The organism is Proteus columbae (assembly GCF_002777965.1).
Lineage (GTDB): Bacteria > Pseudomonadota > Gammaproteobacteria > Enterobacterales > Enterobacteriaceae > Proteus > Proteus columbae.
The window spans coordinates 1-21,674 of sequence record NZ_NGVR01000019.1 but is presented as its reverse complement, the minus strand read 5'-3'; the positions used below and the strand labels follow the sequence as shown (position 1 = coordinate 21,674).

Annotated in this window: 10 protein-coding genes and 2 pseudogenes; 11 read left to right on the top strand and 1 reads right to left on the bottom strand. The window is 36.6% G+C overall.

The annotated features are described in order from the left end of the window. The first annotated feature begins 138 nt into the window (after positions 1-138). On the top strand, positions 139-600 hold the full coding sequence (locus tag CBE70_RS08255) for a regulatory protein RecX (protein WP_100158953.1): 462 nt from the start codon (positions 139-141) through the stop codon (positions 598-600). A gap of 4 nt (positions 601-604) precedes the next feature. On the opposite strand, the gene CBE70_RS08250 is transcribed toward CBE70_RS08255, so the two are convergent. Then, complete coding sequence (locus CBE70_RS08250; protein ID WP_100158952.1) at positions 605-1,477, bottom strand: LysR family transcriptional regulator; 873 nt, start codon at positions 1,475-1,477, stop codon at positions 605-607. A gap of 416 nt (positions 1,478-1,893) precedes the next feature. Between CBE70_RS08250 and CBE70_RS08245 the strand changes: the two genes are divergently transcribed. The 10 genes and pseudogenes from CBE70_RS08245 to CBE70_RS08205 all read left to right on the top strand — a co-directional run. Next, positions 1,894-8,760 (top strand): Tc toxin subunit A-related protein, encoded by a 6,867-nt coding sequence (locus tag CBE70_RS08245; RefSeq protein ID WP_100158951.1) that lies wholly within the window; start codon positions 1,894-1,896, stop codon positions 8,758-8,760. Positions 8,761-8,815: 55 nt separating this feature from the next. Next, positions 8,816-13,147 (top strand): SpvB/TcaC N-terminal domain-containing protein, encoded by a 4,332-nt coding sequence (locus CBE70_RS08240; protein ID WP_100158950.1) that lies wholly within the window; start codon positions 8,816-8,818, stop codon positions 13,145-13,147. A 62-nt stretch (positions 13,148-13,209) separates the two neighbouring features. Continuing rightward, a complete protein-coding gene (locus CBE70_RS08235) occupies positions 13,210-13,527 on the top strand; it encodes a phage holin family protein (RefSeq protein ID WP_100158949.1) in 318 nt (105 codons plus the stop codon). Then, positions 13,524-13,913 carry a M15 family metallopeptidase gene (locus tag CBE70_RS08230; RefSeq protein ID WP_100158948.1) on the top strand — a complete coding sequence of 130 codons (390 nt, stop codon included), beginning with the start codon at positions 13,524-13,526 and terminating at the stop codon, positions 13,911-13,913. The genes CBE70_RS08235 and CBE70_RS08230 overlap by 4 nt, the downstream gene beginning before the upstream one ends. Beyond that, positions 13,910-14,278: a DUF2570 family protein gene (locus CBE70_RS08225; protein WP_100158947.1), complete on the top strand. Its 369-nt coding sequence runs from the start codon at positions 13,910-13,912 to the stop codon at positions 14,276-14,278. Before CBE70_RS08230 ends, CBE70_RS08225 begins: the two co-directional genes overlap by 4 nt. Beyond that, positions 14,208-14,438: an Rz1-like lysis system protein LysC gene (gene lysC, locus CBE70_RS18745; protein ID WP_456300074.1), complete on the top strand. Its 231-nt coding sequence runs from the start codon at positions 14,208-14,210 to the stop codon at positions 14,436-14,438. The genes CBE70_RS08225 and lysC overlap by 71 nt, the downstream gene beginning before the upstream one ends. Before the next feature lie 589 nt (positions 14,439-15,027). Further along, positions 15,028-15,411 (top strand): annotated as a pseudogene (locus CBE70_RS18505) (RHS repeat-associated core domain-containing protein); the annotation flags it as partial. Between the two features lie 63 nt (positions 15,412-15,474). After that, positions 15,475-16,164, top strand: a complete 690-nt coding sequence (locus CBE70_RS18500; protein ID WP_232797381.1) for an ADP-ribosyltransferase — start codon at positions 15,475-15,477, stop codon at positions 16,162-16,164. A gap of 421 nt (positions 16,165-16,585) precedes the next feature. Then, positions 16,586-19,423 (top strand): RHS repeat domain-containing protein, encoded by a 2,838-nt coding sequence (locus CBE70_RS08215; RefSeq protein WP_100158945.1) that lies wholly within the window; start codon positions 16,586-16,588, stop codon positions 19,421-19,423. Positions 19,424-21,396: 1,973 nt separating this feature from the next. Beyond that, positions 21,397-21,674: pseudogene (locus CBE70_RS08205) on the top strand (toxin); the annotation flags it as partial.

Below are 21,674 nucleotides of genomic sequence, written 5' to 3'. Positions count from 1 at the left end.
ATGATAACGTTTCTTCTCATTATTCTTATTTTGTTATTTTTCTTTTTATTGACTAAATAAACATCGAAATAAGATATTCGTGTGATAAACGGTTATGATAATAGTTACTTCACATGGATTTTTTAATAAAGGAACGTTATGACCTATCAAGAGCTTTATCAGTACGCTATTTTTATGCTCTCACGCCGTGATTACGGCACCGTAGAGCTTCAACGTCGCCTAGCGCGAAGAGTAAGAGAAAGCGACCGAGAAGCAAAAACCGTCACTGATGAAACATGCTTACCTCAAGTAATGGAACATTTATTAGAAAATCATTATCTTGATGACAATCGTACTGTTTATGCTTTCTTTCGCAGTTATTTAAATAAATCTTATGGCCCTTTGCGTATTCGCCAAGAATTACGTGTAAAAGGCTTCCCTAGTGAGATTATTGAACGCGTTTTTGAAGAAGACGAAACAGATTGGTATTCACTTTGCCAAGAAGTTCATGAAAAAAAATTTGGTGGTGGTAAACCCAACGATTTTAAAGAGAAAGCGAAACAAATTCGTTATCTGCAATATCGAGGGTTTACCTCTGATTATATCAATGCACTATTTTAATTGATTACCGTAGTGTCATTGCGATATCGGCTAATTTCTTATTATTTTCTTTTTTAAAATAGACCTTTTGGTGTAAGAAAATATCAAAAGGAAAAGGAGAACGAATAAACTGCACCTCATCGTTTGTAATGGTTGAAATATAATGAATATTTTCAGGCATAAAGCAGTAACCTGCCCCCTCATCAACACAGTGCAAGACATCGGCCATTTCGGTTAAACCTAAAGTATTATATTGATAATTTTGATTTTTTAGCTTACTAAAAATTGTTGAGAATATAGGGTTTTGTAAAGTACTACTTCTTTGTATTAAGGTTTCTTTGGCAAAAAATGTTTTAGTATTGGGATATTTTTCAAAGAGTTTTTTATTTACTAATAAGCCGACTTTTTGTGTGCATAAGTCAATTGCATTGATATTTTTTTGTGGATAGTCAAACTCAAGGGATGAAATAACAAGGTCGAATTCCTTATCAAAAAGTTCCTCGTGAATATCGTTGATATAACCATCTTCTAAAGAAAGGTTGTATTGACTGTTTTTTTGTCGGATCTCCAATATTTTTGTTTTTAGATCAGGATAATAAAGACCATCTAATTTAATAGAAAGTGATGTTTTATCCTCATTTGAAGTCAATATCTGATTTTCAATTTTTCTAATTTTTTCATAATAGGGATATAAACGCTCATAAAGTGTTTTTCCCGCAGGGGTAAGATCCATTCCACTTTTGGAACGCTTAATCAGCGATTTACCTATTTGGCTTTCTAACTCATTAATACCATGGCGTAACGCGGATGGGGTAACATTGATTTGTTCTGCTGCTTTTACTAGACTTTGACAAGTCGCGACGGCAAAGAACTGATTTATTTTTCGTGAGAAAAACATGCAGGCGTTCTCCGTATTTATTTGTATACATCTCGTGAATTAATAATCCTCTCGAATGAAATCTTTATATTGATATTTATCAATTATCATTTTAGTGCGACTAAAAATGAAAAAATTATAAAGAATAAATAAAAAAAGATACTGAAGGCTAAATTTGATATTAAATAAGTGCGTTTTTGATAAAAATAAAATCAAATGATTAATTTTATTTTACTTCTTTATTTATTAAGTGCCATTATTTTTTCTCGCTATTTTTTATTAAAAATCGCAATTAATCTATAAAGCATAAAAAAATTCAATGGTAGGTTATAAAAAACTCAATTTTCATTTTTTGTTTTCTTGATATTTTAATTTCAGAGGTTAAGCGAAGTTTTAATTATCTCTATTTAAAATTAACTTATATTAGGAAATATTGAATGAAACACATTAATACACTTTTAACGAAAATGAACTCTTCTATTTCAGAAGTGATTACATTAAAAGAATTAGCACCATTGTCACTTCATGAAATTCGTGCATTAAGCGAAGAAAAATTAAGTTGGCATGAAGCAAAAATATTATATACACAGGCACAAGAAGCCGCAAAAATTAATAAGCTTAATGAAGCCCATCATTTAGCGCGTAATAATCCTCAAGTAAAAAATGCGGTTGCGTTAGGTATTCAAAAACAATCAGCGAAAAGTCGTGCATTAGGTGATTGGATCCCAGAAAGAGGCGATACATTTGTCGATGGCAAATCAGTGGCATCGATGTTTTCACCAGCAGGTTATTTAACCGAACTTTATTGTGAAGCAAAAGAAATTCGTGCTGAAGGACCAATGTATCGTCTTGATGCTCGCCGTCCTGATTTAGCGAAATTAGTGCTTTCTCAAGAAAATATGGATAAAGAAGTCTCCACGCTTTCTTTATCAAATCAAATTTTAACGACAGCATTGCAACATAAATTAGGCAGTGATAAAGATTTATTCCAAGAACTCGCGACAAACCGTGTAATGGGTGAAAATCCTTATCACCAACCCTATGAAACTGTTCGACAAACACTATTATTACGAGATGGCCTGATTGATAAATTAGTAAAAGCTAAAGATTATCTTGATATTTTAGATACAGAATGGATTTCAACAATTAGCTCCGCTATTTCACCTGAATTGTATGCTATTTTAACAGAGGTTATTTCTGATGATAACATTGATGAGCTTGTAGAGAAAAATTTCGGTAATAAAGACATTAGTTTAAAAAATAATTTAAAATTCTTATCTGAATATTATGCTATTCCAGAAGATAAAATTTCACCTTTATTTAATGAGCTTAAAGGAAATAAGGAATTGTCTTCAAAAGGCATGTTGATCTTAAATAAGATTATTCGTTTACATAAAGCAACAGGGATCTCTTTTGATAGCTTAACTATTTTAATTAAAACAAAAAATAGTAATAATAGTATTGATTCTGAAGTTATTCGTTCCATTCTTCATGTGCAATATATTGTGGAAAAATACAATATTAATATTGAGCAATCTATTGTGCTTAATGGTGCAGATATTAATCAACAAACATTTGATAATTCGTTATCGTTATTTGATATTTTGTTTAATTCCCCTCCTCTAGGCAAAAATAAATTTATTGCAGATAATAAATCACTTGATTTTACATCAACATCTCCTGATGACATTATACGAATCAACACCTTAAAACGTGCCTTTCATGTTGATGATATTGGCCTTGCCACCATGTGGAAATTAGCATTTGGTAAACAAGATGGTTTTACTTGTTCGATAGAAAATATTTCACTGTTGTATCGAGTATATTTATTAGCAACAATACATGAATTAGATATTTACTCTCTCGCCTTATTACTCAATATGCTCCCTGAGCAGTTTAATAAACCCATTAATAAACAATCTTTATCAGATGATGCAGGTAATTTAATTTATACAATAGATAGTTACTGTTATTTTATTAAAGAATATAAGCTAAATATTTCTGAGCTATATTTGATGACGAAAAAACAATATGATTTAACCTATACTATTGAAATAAAAAACCTTGTTGAAGAATTAAGTCAAGTGAAATTTGTTGATGATTATACATTATTTCCACGAGAAATTATAGCTTCATATTTACCTATCATTTCTTATTACTTCCACCTATCTTCATCAAATTATATTTACTCTTTATGGCAGCTTCTTGAGTCAGAGTTCTTATTGAATTTATCTGTTAGTGATTTTAAAGATTTAATCAATAAAGACGATAAAACTTTAGAAGATAAAAATAGTATTGTTACTTATATACAAATGCTATGTCAGATGATGTCTATCTTTACTAAGTTAGGCTTAAACGAAAATGAAATAAATGAATTAGGTAGTCAACGTGTGCTTGGTGATGAAATTACGCTTCCAAATTTATCATCAATAAAAGAATTATCTGAGTTTCATCGTTTTTATTTGGAAAAAATAAAAAATAAAGATGATCTAATGGCGGTTTTTAATGGTCGTGACTCTATTTCAATTTTATCAAAAATATATGAGGTTAGTGAGGATGTAATTAAAGAAATTATCTCATTATTAAAAATAAGGAATGAAATTAAATTTAATAATATCAAAGAGATTTCTAGCTATATTGATATGATTAAAACATTTAACATTACACCGAGTAATTTTAATCTATTAACTGAATTAAGTTTTTCTACAAGTGGTAATAAAGAAAAAGATTACTTAAATTGGGATAGGATCAGCAAGGTTTTACAAAGTGGATTAAATTCTCAACAAGCAGTGTTACTAAAAAATAGCATGGATGAAAAAGAGAGTATTGTATTTAGTGCATTTTATATTAATAAATTTAGTGAGTTAAATTTATCAACTAGTGATGATATTTATCGCCATTTACTAATTGATAATAAAGTCTCATCTCAAATAAAAACCACAAAGATTGAGCAAGCTATTGCTAGCATACAGCTTTATGTTAATGAATTTTTATCTTTAGATATGGGAAATAATCATGCACCTATTAAGTCTCGTCAATTTTTCAAAGATTGGGATAAATACAATAAACGGTATAGTACTTGGAGTGGTATCTCTTTATTAACGTATTATCCTGAAAACTATATTGATCCCACTGTGCGTATTGGTCAAACTAAAATGATGGATACGCTGTTACAAACGATCAGCCAAAACAGCATTAACAGTGATACAATTGATGATGCATTTAAAACGTATTTAACTTCTTTTGAACAAATTGCTAATTTAGATGTGATTAGTGGTTACCATGATAGTGTCAGACTAGAAGATGGAATGACTTATTTTATTGGCTGTAATGCGTCAGAAAAAGCAAGTTATTACTGGCGTAGCGCAGATCATAGTAAAATCAAAAAAGGGGTGATGGCGGCAAATGCTTGGACTGAGTGGACTAAAATTGAAAATGGTGCAAACCCTTACAATAATTTAATTCGCCCTGTTATTTTTAACGATCGATTATATGTAGCTTGGATTGAACGTAAAGAAACAGAGAATAAAGAAACTGAAAAGAAAGAGACAAGTGAATCTAAGCCTGTATCTGAGCAAACAAGTTATAGTTTAAATTTATCACACATTCGTTATGATGGTACTTGGAGCTCATCAATTAATTTTCCATTATCTGATGATATTTTAAAAAATGAAAAAGGAAATTTTTATTTAAGTTATAATCAAGATCTTGATAAATTGTATTTTTTAACTTATATCACAAGTGATGGTTATAAAGATGAGAATCAAGATTATCAAGTTTATTCAATTGATAATGAAATGATGTTTTCTGATATATCGAAATCAAGTGGAGAAGATGCAAAAAATATTTATATTAATGTAAAATCTGAATTTGATATCCTTGATAAGGAATTTATTAAAAACATTAATAATAAATTTATATTGAAAGGCAAAGAGAGTTATTCGATATCTCATGATCCTATCGATGATATGAAAAGCACTGACTCTCAAAATATTTCACTCGCAGGCAGCTTAATAAATGGCGTTAGTATAGAGCCAAAAAATAAAACATTATCTTGTTACCTTTCTGCCTTTGTTAACTGTAATATTAATTATGGGCATCTTGCACCTGCACCTATCAAAGATATTTTTAAAGGTTTGTTAAAGAATAATTCTATATTGGAAAATATTGTTTATATTTCTGGTAGTGTCGGTAAACTGACAACTTTATCTTTTAGTGAGGGAACGCATTATAGCTATTATTTAGGCTTCGATACTGAAGAAAATATAGTTTACTTTTTTATTTATGATAATGCTAAGAATGCTGTAATTAGTAACTCAGATATTAATCAAGGAAGTGATTATAGTGTACAATTATCCTTTTTCACTAAACAATCGAATAATTTATTACGGTATACCTCGGAAAATAAAATCGCCTTTACACTTTCTAATGAATTGGGTGATTTTTCATTACTGGATTTTTTAAACAAAGAAACGCCAAGATTTATTTTTTATGTTTCAGGAAAAATAACAAGCCAATTACTGATGGGAGCTTATGGAAAAAGAATATCTTATCCATTGACTATTAATAATAGCGACTTAAATAAAGTTATCTATAATGATGATGAAATGATCCATGATATCAATATAGAGTTATTATCTAGTAATTCTTATAAAATAGCTTATTCTCTTAAACAATGGTCTAACGCTAGCACTGATTTAATTGAAGGAAGCAATAGTTTCAATAGTAAAGATAAAGTGCTTAAGCTTGATGTGCCTGATAGTGAATTTAATGATGATGGTGAATTTATATTAACCGCAAATATCAAAGCGATTAATAAAAATGGGAAAATTATTTCTGAAAATACATACTCTTTTAAAGTCAGTGAATTGGAACATATTAATGAAAGTGTTATTAGTTTAAAAACAAACCAAAAGCATGCTCAATATATTTCAATGACTGTGGCTAATGAACCAATGTTAGTACGATTAAATACGCTATTTGCACGCCAATTAGTCAAACGTGCGAATAATGGAATTGATGCTATTTTAACGCTAAGTTCTCAGCGATTACCGGAGCCTGCTTTGGAAGAAGGCGCTGATGTACCAATGGACTTTAATGGTGCTAATGCACTCTATTTCTGGGAGCTGTTCTATTATACGCCGATGATGTTAGCTAATGTGATGTTAGAAGGGCAAAACTATGATGAAGCGAGTCGTTGGCTACGTTATGTGTTTAGTCCAAATGGTTATATTGATAATAATACTCATACTAATCGTGTTTGGAATTCACAGCCTTTATTAGCTGATGTGGCTTGGGATAATGATCAACTGGATTCAACGGATCCTGATGCAGTGGCGCAAGCTGATCCAATGCACTATAAGTTAGCGACCTTTATGAAGTGCCTTGATATTCTGGTGGAGCGTGGTGATAGTGCTTATCGCCTACTTGAGCGTGATACTTTAAATGAAGCTAAAATGTGGTATGTGCAAGCACTGAAGTTATTAGGAGACGAAGTCGAGCTATTAGATAACGATGTGTGGTCAGCTCCAACATTAATTGATGCGGCAACGAAAACCCATCAATCAACACCTTCTGCTAATAAAAAAGAAGCCACGTTATTACGGACAGCAAATACATTAACTTCGCTCTTTTTGCCTCAAATTAATGAAAAATTGGCACAATATCGTCAAGTGTTGACAACGCGTTTGTTTAATTTACGCCACAATTTATCGATTGACGGGCAACCATTGTCGTTGCCGATGTATGCAACACCGGCAGATCCTAAAGTGTTGCAAGCTGCAGCGGTAAGTCAATCACAAAATAATAGCGTATTGCCAAATGCAATGATGCCAACTCAGCGTTTTCCTGCCATTGTAGCCAGTGCAAAATCGGCAGTTGCTCAATTAATGGCGTTTGGAAATTCGCTTTCTAGCATCACAGAGCGTCAAGATGCTCAAGCGTTATCTGAATTGCTTGTCACACAAGGTAGTGAAATTATTCTGCAGAATATTAAATATCAGCAGAAAACGTTGGAAGAATTTGAACATAGCAAAAAGGCATTACAAGCTTCACGTTCAGGTGCTAAAAAACGCGTTGATTATTATAGTAAATTGTACGATCAGAATATTAGCACGCCAGAACAACAAGCGATGGATCTCTATTTGAGCTCTTCTGTGCTCAATACTGCCAGCCAAGGGTTAAATATGGCAGGCGCAGCAGCTGATTTAGTGCCAAATATTTATGGTATGGCTGTCGGTGGTTCTCGTTTAGGCGCTATTTTTAATGCGACATCCATTGGTCTGCAATTGTCTGGTTCTGCAACCCGTATTGCAGCAGATAGATTAAGTCAATCAGAGTCTTATCGTCGACGCCGTGAAGAATGGGGCTCATTACGAGATACCGCTCAATCAGAGTTAGATCAGTTTGATGCTCAATTAGCCGCGTTGGTTGTACATCAACAAGCAGCGAATCTGCAATTAGATAGCTTGATGTTGCAACAGAAGCAAACACAAGAGCATTTAACTTTCTTACAAAATAAATTTACCAATAAAGCCCTGTATAACTGGTTACGCGGTAAATTGATGGCGATTTATAAACCCTTCTACGACTTAACTGTATCTCGTTGTCGAATGGCAGAATCGGCTTATCAGTATGATTTAGGTGAAACGCAAACCTTTATTCGTCCTGGTGCATGGCAAGGTAACTATTCTGGCTTAATGGCAGGTGAAAGCTTAATGCATAATCTGACTCAAATGGAAAACAGTTACCTTGAAAAAGACAAGCGTGCGCTGGAAATTACCAAGATTGTGTCGTTGAATGATGTATATCAAGGCTTAAGTAGCAATAAGTTTGGCTTTGAACAAGTCGCTGATGTGATTAACAAATCAAAAACACAGTTAGGTACGGCAGAAAATGGTGTTACGTTGAAAAATGGCCAATTACAAGCCTCTATTAAGCTCTCTGATTTAGCTATCGACAAAGATTATCCGGCAGATCTCGGTAAATTACGTCGTGTTAAACAAATTAGTGTGACATTACCTGCATTAACTGGCGCGTATCAAACTATTCGTGCGGTGCTCAGTTATGGCGGTAGTGCAGTGAAACCACGTGGCTGTAGTGCGATTGCCATTTCCCATGGCATGAATGACAGTGGGCAATTCCAACTGAATTTCAATGATGATCGTTATCTGCCATTTGAAGGTTTACCAGTAAATGATAGCAGTACACTGACTTTAAGCTTCCCTGATGCAACAGATAAGCAAAAAGAGATGTTACTGACACTTAACGACATCATTCTCCACATTAACTACACCATTCGTTAATTATTCAAATCTTAATTAATTACAGGCTCCTTAGGGAGCCTGTCTGGAGTTCTACATGCAAAATTCAGAGAAATTGACCTTTGATGCACCTAATTTACCGAAAGGAGGCGGTGCTGTCACAGGGTTAACCGGCAATATGGGCGCTGTTGGCCCTGATGGTGCAGCCACTTTTAGTTTACCGTTGCCCATTAGCCACGGTCGTGGTTATGCGCCATCTTTAGGCTTAACTTATCAAAATCAAGCGGGTAATGGCGTATTTGGGTTTGGTTGGTCTGTCGGTGTGATGTCGATTCGTCGTCGTACTTCAAAAGGCATTCCAACTTATACGCCACAAGATGAGTTTGTTGGACCTGAAGGTGAAGTGATTGTGCCTATTTTGAATAAAAAAGGTGACGTTGAAACAACGCAACGTAATACATTGTTAGGCATAAAACTTATTCATCAATATCAAGTGACGACGTATCGCTCTCGTATTGAAAAAAGCTTTAGTCGTTTCGAATATTGGTCACTCAATGACAGCAAAGCATCAGCGAATACACCAACCCAATTTTGGGTAATGTATAGCGCAAATGGGGATGCACATCTATTTGGTTATGAAACTACAGCACAGATTGTAGATAGCCAAAATAGTGCTCATATCGCCCAATGGAACCTAAATGCTTCAGTTTCAGCAACGGGTGAACAGATTGAATATCACTATCGCCCTGAAGATGAACAAGGTTGTGATAAACATGAAATTCAATTACATACAAATGCTAATACACAACGTTATTTAGATAAGGTCTATTACGGTAATCCGGTAGGTGAGCGTGCCTTTTCTTGTGTCAAAACCGATAATACATTACCTAATAATGCGTTATTTACACTGGTATTTGATTACGGTGAGCGTAGCAGTGCATTAGCCTCTTATCCTCAATGGCAAGGTAATTCCGCATGGGCGTTGCGTAAAGACTGTTTTTCGCTTTTCCATTATGGTTTTGAACTACGTACCCGTCGTTTATGTCGCCAAGTGCTGATGTATCACCGTATCGAAAGTTTAGAAAAACAAACGCCACTGGCAGAAACACCAGAATTAGTCGCTCGATTAACGCTTACTTACGATGAGTCAGCATCGGGTACGGTGTTAGTCTCAGCACAGCAATCGGCTTTTAGCAACAATAAAGACGCACAATCGTTAGTGACATTACCCCCAGTAAAATTTGATTGGCAAACAGTCGGTTCGACAAAACAAGCACAATGGCAATCTCTTAATGAACTTGCTGCTTTTACACCGCAACAGCCTTATCAATATGTTGATTTATTAGGTGAAGGGCTTGCGGGGGTGTTGTATCAAGACCGTGGTGCTTGGTGGTATCGCGCCCCCATCAGAAAAGAAGATAAGCAAAATCCGAATGCCATAACATGGGATAAAGCGAAAAAGCTTCCTATCATTCCATCGTTACAAAATTCAGCCATGCTGACCGACATGACGGGTGATGGAAAACTGGAGTGGTTAGTTACAAAAGGTGATGTTAATGGTTATTACAAACAAGATGAAAATAACGCGGAGAGTTGGCTGAATTTTGTTCCACTTGATGCAATTCCTACAGAGTATTTTCATCCTAGAGCAGAATTAACCTCATTAACAGGCCGTGGTTTTGCTGATTTAGCTTTAATTGGTCCTCGTAGTATTCGCCTTTATGCCGGTTCAGCGCAAGGCTGGAAAAAAAGCAAAGAGGTGATGCAAACCGAAGGTGTGACATTACCGATTAAAAACGTTAATCGACGTACTTTAGTGGCATTTAGTGATGTATTAGGTTCGGGTCAGCAACACCTGATTAAAATTGACTACCAAGGCGTAAGTTGTTGGGTTCATCTTGGTGATGGAAAATTTAGCACGCCTATTACTATTCCAGGTTTCTCTGCTGATCGTCTTAAATTTAATCCTAATCAGCTCTATTTAGCAGATTTAGATGGTAGTGGTACAACCGATATTATTTACGCCCAATCTACCCATTTAGAGGTTTATTTTAACCACAGTGGCAATCAATTTGTGCGTGGTGATGATATCGCATTACCTAAAAATATGCGTTTTGATAGCTATTGCCAGCTGCAAGTTGCTGATGTGCAAGGTCTTGGTGTTGCCAGTATTTTACTGACAAAATCTTATCCTGTACCGCAGCATTGGGTGCTTTCTTTGCAAAATCAAAAACCGTGGTTATTAACATCGATTAATAACAATATGGGACTAATTCAAAATCTGCATTACCGCAGTTCAGCGCAATTTGGGTTAGATGAAAAATTAGCACAAGCAAAGCAGGGTAAACAAAAAATGGTTAGCCATTTACCTTTTGCATTACATACGTTGTGGAAAATCGACACAGTGGATGAGGTAACTCAAAGCCAGTTAACACAAATGTTTAATTATCGTCATGGTGTGTGGGATGGTAAAGAGAAAGAGTTTCGTGGTTTTGGCTGTGTTGAAATGACCAATGCTGAATCCTTTAAAAGCGAAGAGGACACCACAGATAAAACACCAAGCGCATTAACTCGCCAGTGGTTTTTAACCGGTAAATCCGTGGTGGATAGCCAGTTATTTAATGAGTTTTGGCAAGGTGACAATGTGGCATTTCCACACTATTCACCTCGTTTTACACAAGGTGAAGACAGTGCAGAAAAAGTCTGTGAAAGCGCGCTACGCCAACAATATGGCTATTGGCTTGAACGTGGTATGCAAGGCACATTATTGCGCAAAGAAATCTATGGATCAGATAATGCGGTTGTTGCTGATATTCCTTATGTGGTAACAGAACAACGCTCACAAGTACGCTTAATTGAAACACAAGGACATTCACCCGTGGTGATGCCTTCTGTCGTTGAAAGTCGTGTATATCATTATGAGCGTATTGCAACTGATCCGTCTTGTCATCAACAAATCACATTAGAGCAAGACACCTATGGTGTTGTGACTAAAGCGGTTGCAATTGATTACCCAAGACGTGCTAAAGGTGAAGTAAATCCTTATCAGCATTATGAAAGCTTGCCTGAAACGTTGTGGACGTCAAGTCATGATGAACAACAACAGACTCTACGTTTAAGTTTGTCGCGTCAAACTTGTCACCATCTTGTTCATTCTGAAAAACAGGTTTATCAGCTAGGAGTGACGGAGGCAAGTCGACAAGATGTTTGGGTTTTTGGCGCAGAAAAGCAGCCAAAAAAAGGCTTAAATGTTGAAGCGTTGCTAGCAAGCAATAATCTGCTAACACAGAAATCAGCATCCGTGTTTGCAGGGCAACAACAACTGGCTTATTTGGATGCTGAAGGCAAAGCGACATTAACTGAGCCTGATTTTCCAATCCGTTTAGCGTATAGCGAAACTGCAGAATTAGACGAAGACACTGCCAAAATCATTTCACAGCCTTATCCTGATTTAAAACTGGATAACGTGATGAAAAACGCGGGTTATCAGCAAAAAGGCTATTTATTTGCTGATGAAGCGGAAAAAGGCAAAAAACTGTGGGTGAAACCGTTATTAGGCATCAAAACCTACGGTTCATTAGCGCAGTTTTATAAGCCGCTAGTGTATAAAAAATCTGAGCTTTCTTGCGACTACACACTGTTATGGGATAAGCAATTCTGTGTGTTAATGGGGAAAAAATCTCCTTTGAGCGTACAAGATTTTTATCTTACTTATGATTGGCGCTTTTTATCACCTAACTCTATTACTGATGAAAACCACAATCTTCATCAAGTCACTTTTGATGGCTTTGGTCGTGTAACGACAACGCGTTTTTCAGGGACTGAAAATGGTAAACAAAGTGGTTATAGCGATAAAGCCTTTACGATGCCAATCGATATCAATGAGGCGCTAGCGTTGACATCAACACTGCCAATCGCCACGGGTTTTGTGTATATCACTGACAGCTGGATGCAGACATCGTCAAGATTGCCACCTCATGCACTACAAATCATGACCGACCGTTATGACAGCGATCCACAACAGCAAATTCGCCAACAAATCACTTTTAGCGATGGTTTTGGCCGCTTATTGCAAACTTCCGTCAGAGTTGAAGCGGGTGAGTCCTTTTTGCGTAGTGAAAAAGGTGAACTAGTGGTTGATCGAGCACAACAGGCACAACAAAAAGGCACCACAACACGTTGGGCAATTTCAGGTGAAACCGAATATGACAACAAAGGAAATGTAAAGCGGGTGTATCAGCCTTATTTTCTCAATGACTGGCGTTATGTTTCGGAAAGTTTATCTCAGCTTAACCGTTTTGCGGATACCCATTATTACGATGCATTAGGTCGTTTATATCAAGTGATTACCGCAAAACAATATCGCCGTCATACGATAGTGGCGCCATGGTTTGTGGTTCAGGAAGATGAAAATGACACACTAATGTAGGTGATTTATTACGCGGATTAATGAGTGGCATTGTTTAATCCGCTCTATTTAGGAATTTTATTATGCTAGTTGCGATCCCATCAGAAAGCGATGCACTGGCTTGGATGATTATCGGTGGATTTTCAGCCTGGGGAGGTATCGTGAGGTATTTAATGGAAATTAGACAAAAACAAATTAAGTGGTCTTGGTGTGGCATTGGTAGCCAAATTGTGATTTCAGTATTTACAGGGTTATTAGGCGGTTTATTGAGTTTTGAAAGCGGAGCAAGTCGTTATATGTCTTACATGATTGCAGGGCTTTTTGGATCAATGGGTAGCACAACTTTAATTTGGTTGTGGAACCGTATTTTTGGTGTGAATAACCTTAAGGAGCCAAAATGAATACGTATACATTAAGTCAACGTAGCCTGAGTAACTTAAACGGAGTGCATCAAGATTTAGTGCAAGTGGTTCATCAGGCGCTGGCATTGAGTGAATATGATTTTGTTGTTATTGAAGGGTTGCGTTCATTAGCTCGGCAAAAAGAGCTAATGAAGGAAGGTAAAAGCAAAACCCTCAATAGCCGTCATTTAACAGGTCATGCCGTTGATATTGTGCCTTTAGTGAATGGAGCGATCCCTTGGCAAGATTGGTCAGCATTCGAGTCGGTATCAAAAGCGATGAAAAAAGCCGCTTACCAATTGAATGTTTCGATTAATTGGGGAGGGGATTGGATTTCATTCCGCGATGGCCCTCATTACGAACTATGTCGTGAGGTATACCCATGAATATCAGTACGTTTTTACGTTTAGGTATTAAAGGAGGGATAGCGTTCATTATTGTTGTTGCTTTATTAGTGCTCCGCTATCAACACAATAAAATTAATCAACTTTCAGAGCAAAATAGTCAGCTTGAATATCAACAACGCACATTGCAATCACAATTAGTGCAATGGCACGAACAAGCAGAAAAAGTCTCTGAAACACTTATGCATCAACAAAAGGAGCAACAAAATCTAGAGGAAGAAAATCATGTTATACGCCAAGAGTTACGGCAGATTCTGGCTCAAACGCCTTGTGCTAATGAGCCTGTGCCTGATGCTGTTATCCAGTTGCAGCAAAACACCCTTAACCGTCGTGGAAGCGCCCAATAAGTTTGTACCCACACACTTGCTACAGCCGTGTTCTGCACCATTTTTTAATGTGCAAGTGTGGGGAGATTACCCTGACTATGTGGCGCGGTTATTGTTGATATTAGAAAAATGTAATACCGATAAAAAAGCGATAGAAACATTATTATCATCAATAAGTTAATAAACTGACAAAACAATTTAAGGAAAGGTTTATGAATAAATCAAACCAACAATTACACACAAGAACGCCAACGGTGGTGGTTCATGATAATCGCGGATCAACAATTCGTGAAATTAACTATTGCCGTCATCCTGACACAATTAATAAAACCGATGAGCGTATTACGCGTCACCATTATCATGCGCGCGGTTATTTAGAACGCAGTATTGATGCAAGATTGTATGAAACACAACAATCAGACTCAGCTATTCAACCCAATATTCAACAAACACTGAGTTTAGGCGGATTATTGTCTGCAATTAAAAGTGTAGATAGTGGTAATAGTGTCAATATCAGTGATATTGAAAATAAAAAAGTGATGGATATTAATGGGTTGGGGCTAGTGACGGAATATCACTATACAAAGCCAGAGTTTGTTTCACAACTTATGGCGATTATGGAGTCTTCCCCGACGTCCAAACAGATATTAAAAGAGCGCTTTACTTGGGGTGGGGGTGATAATAAAAATATTGCCAATAACTCTGTCGGTAAATGTACCCATCATGACTTTCTTGCTGGAAGAACGGAATATGGTGCTTATGCCNGAAATGTGAGAGCCTTATGTTGGAAAGTGGGTTTCCCAAAAGGGATTAAGAATAACCAACTGCGTTATAGCTATGATGATGGCATTGGCAATAGTGGATTAGAAACTGATGGAAAAGGGCAATTAGTCAGCTATGAAGAGTATTACCCTTATGGGGGCACCGCGATTTGGTTTAGTGAAAATGCGGTAGAAGCCAATTACAAAACTATTCGTTATTCAGGTAAAGAAAAAGACGCAACAGGGCTTTATTACTACGGTTATCGTTATTATCAGCCGTGGATTGGTCGTTGGTTCAGTGCCGATCCCGCAGGTACGATTGATGGACTGAATTTATATCGCATGGTGCGCAATAATCCTGTGACATTGCATGATCCGGATGGATTAGCACCATTAAGAACTATCGATAATTTATCAAAAGAGGATCTGAAGGATATAAAAAAATCAATAAGTGAGATGAAGAATTCGGCGAGAGTAATATTATCGGATAATGAAAAAATCCATCAAAAATCGAGAGGGTTTGCGGAGGTTCAGGCTAAGTATCACGAGGAATTTGCTTCCCATAAAGGATTACCTGTATCAATTTTGGATGAGGAAGACAAAGGAATAATACGACTTTACAGCAGAAATCAAACTCCCTTTAATTGCTATCTGAAACAAGGAATTAGCATAGATAGTGGTATTAATGGCAATGCTAAAAAATTTGAGAACGCATTAAGTAAAATGGCAAATGCAACGGAAATAAGCTACAGAGGATACGGAATACCGAAAGGTGCATGGGACAATCTTTCTCCAGGCGAGTTAGTCACTAATGATGTATTTATGTCTACAAGTTTATCTATCAGTTATGCCAAAACCTTTACCGAGCGATTTTCACAAGGCAGGGAAGGAGTAATGCTCAAAGTAATGGGAAGGACAGGGAAAAACATTTCATTGCTATCACACTTTCAGGGAAAAAGTGGAGAATCGGAAATACTGTTCTCTCCAAACAGTACTTTTAATATTATGGCTATAAAAAAACATCGGAAAATTAACTATGCTATCGTTCGTGAAGTTAAAAATAATCCTGACCAAAAACGCAGTATATATGATGGGCGATTATTACAGCCTCCTATTCATGAATCTGCATGGACGCCGATGTCATAGCTACTGATTTACCTGTAGCTAGATACGGTGATTCCGTAAGCCTGGTCCTAAAGATGGGCTACCTGTAGTGGCTTGCAACTTCGCGCTAAGTGAAAATAAAAATTTTTACTTAGGCAGGCATAGAACGTCCAGTTTGGGTAAACCCAAAAAAGGCAGTCCAGTGAGACAGTTTTCCTGTCTCATTTGGGTTGTTTTTATCTTATCTTGATAACTTGAATGCTTTTAATAATGTATAAAATAAAGTATTAAAAAATAATTTAATTTATGATTTTTATGATTTTTATGATTTTTATGATTTTTATGATTTTTAGTTTAGAAATAAATTAAGAATATATCGTAATGACTAAATATATTTACTCATCGTTAATCACTAATTAAATAATCATTAACGATAAAAAGAAAATTGAAAGGAATTAAAAAGATGTTAAACCAACAATTACACACAAGAACGCCAACGGTGGTGGTTCATGATAATCGCGGATCAACAGTTCGTGAAATTAGCTATTGTCGCCACCCTGATACTATTAGCCAAACGGATGAACGCATTACGCGTCATCATTACCATGCGTGTGGTTATTTAGAACGCAGTATTGATGCAAGATTGTATGAAACACAACAATCAGACTCAGCTATTCAACCCAATATTCAACAAACACTGAGTTTAGGTGGCGCATTATCTCTTTCACAAGGTGTTGATAATGGAAACAACCTAAATATCAATGATATTGAAGGTACTGTTGCACAACAGATTAATGCACAAGGAACCGTCACTACGTATGAATATAGTGAGCCTAAATTTGTACGTAACTTAGAAAAAGTTAAGGAAGGTAGCGCTGTAAAACAACTATTAAAATGGGCAAGTGGTGATGAAATCTCTGTAGATAATAATCGTGTCGGGAAATGTATTGTTCATTATGACACCGCAGGTAAAAAAGAATACCAAAAATTTTCTTTACTAGGAAAGCCAACTGCTATTGAACGAAAATTCCACTTTAGTAATGATATCCATTGGAAGGAAGGCAGTTACGACATGAACCAAGTGGAACATGCTGAAAGTTATAAAACTCGGTTTACTTATGATGCTACGGGGGCTGTATTAGAAGAAACCGATGCTAAAGGGCATCAACGCCGTATTACTTATGATATTGCAGGTTTTGTTAAGCAATCTTGGCTGACCTTAAAAGGACAATCAGAACAAGTGATTTTGCGCTCACTTTCTTATAGTGCAGCTGGTCAAAAACTGCGTGAAGAGCATGGCAATGGTTTAGTCACTACCTATGAATATGAGCCAGAAACTCAGCATTTGTTACATGTTAAAACAGTCCGTCCTCAAGGCCATGCTTTAGGGGCGAAAATTATGCAAGATCTGCGTTATGAGTATGATGCTGTAGGTAATATTATTTGTCTGAAAAATGATGCGGAAGCGACTCGTTACTGGCGTAATCAGAAAGTCGTGCCTGAAAATCGCTATGTATATGACTCTCTGTATCAAGTAGTGAGCGCAACAGGCCGTGAGTCTGCAAATCAGAAAACACCAGCTTCAATGCAATCTCAGCCTGTGACAGCATTAGTAAAGGATGCACACAGCTATACCAATTACACTCGCTTATATACTTATGATCGTGGGGGTAATTTAATACAAATTCGTCATAACTCACCAACGGCACAACAAAGTTTTACCCAAAATATTTGTGTCTCTAATAAAACCAATCGTGCATTACTTGGATCCCAATGTTCAGATCCACAAAAGGTTGATAGCTATTTTGATAAAAGTGGTAATTTAACCAAACTATTAAATGGTGATGCGCTACTTTGGAATAATCGCAATGAATTGGAAGCGACCAACAAAAGAATAGAAAGTGGATCTCTTTATGAAGGTGAAACCTACCAATATGATAGCAAGGGTCAACGAGCCACAAAACTAAGAGGTCGTAAGCAAGGTTCGTCTGATAAGCTGGAAAAAGTCACCACTCACTACTTATCGAATATTGAGGTTTGGGAGATTGGAGAATCCCCAGTAAAAGAAAAATATAGCGTTGTTCAAGTTAAAGCCGGCACAAGCGCTAACGTAAGAGCACTCTGTTGGGAAATTGGCTCACCACAAGGCATTGAAAATAATTCTCTGCGTTATAGCTATGATGATGGCATTGGCAATAGTGGATTAGAAACGGATGGCAAAGGGCAATTAGTCAGTTATGAAGAGTATTACCCTTATGGAGGTACCGCGATTTGGTCTAGCGAAAATGCGGTAGAGGCTGATTACAAAACTATTCGTTATTCTGGCAAAGAGAAAGATTCTACAGGGCTCTATTATTACGGTTATCGTTATTATCAGCCGTGGATTGGTCGTTGGTTAAGTACCGATCCCGCAGGTACGATTGATGGGCTAAATTTATATCGCATGGTGCGTAATAACCCCGTGACATTGCATGATCCTGATGGGCGGGCACCTACTCCTACAAGTGAACATTTTATCAATAGATTACCGACTTCATTTCATAAAATAAAAACAAATAATTGGGTGAGGGGGGTTATTAATCAGGCTGAGGTTTGGAATCAAGAAGATTCACTCGACTTTAAAAGAGAAACTCACTATGCAGTCAGTAAGTTAGGCCGGCATTTTTCGCTCTATTCAACTCCTGATTATCCATCAAAACAACTTATTGTCACTGCCCATGGTGGTTTTAACTTAAACAGTGGGGCTATTCCGATACCCGATGGAATGACATTAGAATTCTTAAATCCACACAGAACTTATTTATTGGATATGGGGATTGATAACATCGCAATAGAAAAGAGTCTTACGTTATTTTCCATTTCAAATCATCATTTGAAGTTACATAATAAATTTGCGATTGAAGAAATGGAATTATTGGGAATAAGGACAGTGACAGGCGAGTATAATAATATGAATTCTAAAGTAGCAGAAGACGATAATAATGAGGCAATCAATATTACAAATTATAGATTAACCACATATGAGAAGGATACACCCGACATAATAAGTAATGCATTGGCTGCCAACAGAGCAATTACGCAAACAATTCAAGATCAAACAGTAAGAACGGATATTGTCGCAGTAAGTGATACGATCACTTCTGACGGGTACTCTTTTCCTTCAATTACGACAATAGGAAGACTTTTCCATGATTTAAAGCAGAATAATATTAAATATGACAATATTGTCTGCTCATTTTGTCGTTCCAAAGATGACAGGCCAAATATGGATTATAATCCTAGATTACAGATACGAGAATAATCTTATTGTAACGCTCTTAATAATGCTAAAAGTCTAGGAGATAAGCGCGGGTAAATTAATCACAAGGTATTTAGTATAGATATAAATTAATAATATATCGTAATGACCGAATATATTTATTCGCCGCTAATCATTAACGAAATAATCATTATTGATAAAGAAAAAATTGTAAGGAATTAAACAGATGTTAAATCAACAATTACACACAAGAACGCCAACGGTGGTGGTTCTTGATAATCGCGGATCAACAATCCGTGAAATTAATTATTGCCGTCATCCTGACACAATTAACCAAACCGATGAGCGTATTACGCGTCACCATTATCATGCGCGCGGTTATTTAGAACGCAGTATTGATGCAAGATTGTATAAAACACAACAATCAGACTCAACTATTCAAGCGAATATTCAGCAAGTGGTGAGTTTAGGCGGATTATTGTCTGCAATTAAAAGTGTAGATAGTGGTAATAGTGTCAATATCAGTGATATTGAAAACAGAAAAGTGATGGATATTAATGGGTTGGGGCTAGTGACGGAATATCACTATACAAAGCCAGAGTTTGTTTCACAACTTATGGCGATTATGGAGTCTTCCCCGACGTCCAAACAGATATTAAAAGAGCGCTTTACTTGGGGTGGGGCTGATAATAAAAATATTGCCAATAACTCCGTCGGTAAATGTACCCATCATGACTTTCTTGCTGGAAGAACGGAATATGGTGCTTATGCCTTAACAGGGCAACATTTAATTGAATTACAGTTTATCACTGCGAATACCGTTAAAACACCCACACATTCTCAATATCAAACACGCAATATTTATGATGCTACAGGTCAATTATTAACACAAATTGATGCTGCAGGGCATGAGCGTGAATGGAAATACGATAGAGCGGGTTTTTTAAAACAAAGTAGCGTGCAATTACAAAGCGATAAAAAACAACTCGTGATTAAAGCGATCGATTACTCGGCAGCAGGACAAAAATTACGTGTTGAGCACGGTAATGGGATAGTGACAACCTATGAGTATGAGGCTGAAACTCAGCGCTTGCTGCATGTCAAAACCCAGCGTCCTCAAGGGCATGTTTTGGGTGCGAAGATTATGCAAGATCTGCGTTATGAGTACGATCCTGTCGGCAATATTATTTGTTTGAAAAATGATGCTGAAGCGACTCGCTACTGGCGTAATCAAAAAATTGTGCCTGAAAATCGTTATGTGTATGACTCTCTGTATCAATTAGTGAGTGCCACAGGTCGTGAATCAGCCAATCAACAACCCCCTGCTTCAATACAATCTCAATCAGTCACTACATTAGTGAAAGATGCACAAAGTTATACCAATTACACCNGCAATATTTATGATGCTACAGGTCAATTATTAACACAAATTGATGCTGCAGGGCATGAGCGTGAATGGAAATACGATAGAGCAGGTTTTCTAAAACAAAGTAGTGTGCAATTACAAAGCGATAAAAAACAACTCGTGATTAAAGCGATCGATTACTCGGCAGCAGGACAAAAATTACGTGTTGAGCACGGTAATGGGATAGTGACAACGTATGAGTATGAGGCTGAAACTCAGCGCTTGCTGCATGTCAAAACCCAGCGTCCTCAAGGGCATGTTTTGGGTGCGAAGATCATGCAAGATCTGCGCTATGAGTACGATCCTGTCGGCAATATTATTTGTCTGAGAAATGATGCTGAAGCCACTCGCTACTGGCGTAATCAGAAAATCGTGCCTGAAAATCGTTATGTGTATGACTCTCTGTATCAATTAGTGAGTGCAACAGGTCGTGAATCAGCCAATCAACAACCCCCTGCTTCAATACAATCTCAACCAGTGACGACACTCGTTAAAGATACACAAAGTTATACCAATTACACGCGTTTATACGCTTATGATCGTGGTGGTAATTTAACGCAAATTCGCCATAACTCTGCTATTGCACAACAAAGTTTTACCCAGAATATCTGTGTCTCCAATAAAACCAATCGGGCANCGTTTATACGCTTATGATCGTGGTGGTAATTTAACGCAAATTCGCCATAACTCTGCTATTGCACAACAAAGTTTTACCCAGAATATCTGTGTCTCCAATAAAACCAATCGGGCATTACTTGAAACACAACAGGTGGCTATCGAACAGATTGATCAGCAATTTGATGCTTTAGGTAATCAGAAACATTTATCAACGGGCGATGCATTACAGTGGGATCTTCGCGGTACATTGGCACAAGTGAATAAGAGAGG